Origin of the sequence: Streptomyces sp. NRRL WC-3549 (genome assembly GCF_000721935.1) — a bacterium.
Taxonomy (GTDB): Bacteria; Actinomycetota; Actinomycetes; order Streptomycetales; family Streptomycetaceae; genus Streptomyces.
This window is the reverse complement of record NZ_KL585381.1, coordinates 95,477-97,872: the sequence shown is the minus strand read 5'-3', so window position 1 is coordinate 97,872 and position 2,396 is coordinate 95,477. Positions and strand designations below refer to the sequence as shown.

At 73.4% G+C, this 2,396-nt stretch carries 2 protein-coding genes; both read left to right on the top strand.

Annotated elements, in window-relative coordinates:
• A partial coding sequence (locus IH13_RS0100680; protein ID WP_082317473.1) for an MFS transporter occupies positions 1 to 1,306 on the top strand: 1,306 nt, incomplete at its 5' end.
• Positions 1,307 to 1,429: 123 nt separating this feature from the next.
• A complete protein-coding gene (locus tag IH13_RS0100675; RefSeq protein ID WP_031080070.1) occupies positions 1,430 to 2,203 on the top strand; it encodes a TetR/AcrR family transcriptional regulator in 774 nt (257 codons plus the stop codon).
• Positions 2,204 to 2,396: the final 193 nt, after the last annotated feature.

Below are 2,396 nucleotides of genomic sequence, written 5' to 3'. Positions count from 1 at the left end.
GGCGGGCAGCGCCTCCGACCGGTACGGCCGCCGGAAGATGCTGGTCATCGGCCTGGCGCTGTTCGGCGCGGGCTCACTGGTGGCCGGACTCGCCCAGTCCCCGGGGCAGCTGATCGCCGCCCGGGCCGGCATGGGGATCGGTGGCGCGCTGCTGCTCACCACCACCCTGGCCGTGGTGGTCCAGATCTTCGACGAGGGCGAACGCGTCAAGGCCATCGGTATCTGGGCCACCGTCAACTCCCTCGGCTTCGCCGCCGGACCGCTGATCGGCGGAGTGATGCTCGACCACTTCTGGTGGGGAGCGATCTTCCTGATCAACATCCCCGTCGCGGTCGTCGGGCTCGTCGCCGTCGCCCGGCTCGTCCCCGAGTCCAAGAACCCCCGCGGCGACCGCCCCGACCTGCTGGGCGCCCTGCTCTCCACCCTCGGGATGGCCGCGGTCGTCTACGCGATCATCTCCGGTCCCGGGCACGGCTGGGCCTCCGGACGGGTTCTGCTCACCGCCTTCGCCGGGGTCGCCTTCCTCACCGGGTTCGTCCTGTGGGAGCTCCACGTCCCGTACCCGATGCTGGACATGCACTTCTTCCGTGACCAGCGGTTCGTCGGCGCGGTCGCCGGCTCGGTCCTCGTCGCCTTCGGCATGGGCGGATCGCTCTTCCTGCTCACCCAGCACCTCCAGTTCGTCCTGGGCTACGGCCCGTTGGAGGCCGGCCTGCGCACCGCCCCGCTGGCCCTCACCGTGGTCGCGCTCAACCTCACCGGTCTCGGTGCCCGCCTGGTGCCGAAGCTGGGCACCCCCGTGACCATCGCCACCGGGATGAGCCTTCTGGCCGCCGGTCTGGCCGCGATCGCGGTGCTCGGACGCGACGCCTACGGAGGGATGCTGCTCGGGCTGGTCGTCATGGGGGCCGGAATCGCCCTGGCCATGCCGGCCATGGCCAACGCGATCATGAGTGCGATCCCGCCGGAGAAGGCGGGGGTCGGTGCCGGGGTGAACGGCACCCTTGCCGAATTCGGCAACGGCCTCGGCGTCGCCGTCCTGGGAGCCGTGCTGAACGCACGGTTCGCCGCGCTGGTCCCCGCCGCCGTGGGCGCGGCCTCGCTGCCCGCCGCCCTCGCCGCGGCCGGCGGTGCGGCCGAACGGCACCGGATCACCGACGCGTTCGCCTCCGGCCTGGCCACCAGCCAACTGGGCGGCGCGGCGGCCGTACACCGGGCCGGGCGCACCCCGACCGCACCAAAGGCACCTGCCGCCCCGGCCGCACCGGACGCACCGGGGGAGCCCACGTCCACGCAGGCGTCCTGAGCAGCGGGCATAGCATCGGACAGGGTGCCGACCCCCGGTGGAGCGACCGACCGGGGACGGCAGCCTGTGGGGTGCGGGCGCGCGCGTACGCCCGTACCGTCGGCCGGACGAGAAGAGGGCGCCATGGGATCCGCGGCAGACCGTGGGAAGGACTCCTCGCGGGTCAGCGTGTGGCTGGACCGCCGGACACCGGCGCGTGCCCGCAAGGCCGACCAGCCGGCCGGGCTCGACCGGGAGCGCATCACCGCGGCGAGCGTGCGGCTGCTGGACGCGGAGGGGCTCGCGAAGTTCTCCATGCGACGGCTCGCCGCCGAGCTGGACGTCACGGCGATGTCCCTGTACTGGTACGTCGACACCAAGGACGACCTGCTGGAACTCGCCCTCGACACGGTCTACGAGGAGATCCCGGCCGCCCGCGCGGACACCGACTGGCGCGACCGGCTGCGCGAACTGGCCTCCAGCTACCGAGGGATGCTGGTGGCCCATCCCTGGGCCTCCGCACTCGCCGGACGGTTCCTGAACGTCGGCCCGTACGCGATGCTCTTCTCCTACGCCGTCCAGGACGTCGTCCGTGACACGGGTCTGCCGATGCACTGCCAGACCGGCGCGGTCTCGGCCGTCTTCCAGTTCGTGTACGGCTTCGGCACCATGGAGGGCCACTTCGTCCAGCGTTCGGCGCAGGCGGGGCTGAGCCAGGACGAGTACTACGGTCAGGCGCTCGGCGCCGTCCGCGCGGACCCGGAGCTGGAGAAGATCATCCGGCCCTCCGAGGCGATCGTGAAGGCCCGGGGCGGGGACACCGTCGAGGAGATGCGCGAGCGGGACTTCCGGTTCGCCGTCGATCTGCTGATCGCGGGCATCGAGGCCATGGGCGGGCGCTCCGGGGACCAGCGGTAGCTTCCCGGCCAACCAGCGGTAGTTTCCCGGCGGACGGGCGGACGGGCGGACGGGCGGACGGGCGGACGGGCGGACGGGCGGACGGGCAGCAGCGCGGCGCCACCGCCCGTACCGCCCGCCCGCGCCGCCCGCGCCGGCTCCCGGCGTCCCCGGCCGGCGGCGAGGCCGGTGTCAGTACCCGCGCCCGGTGTCA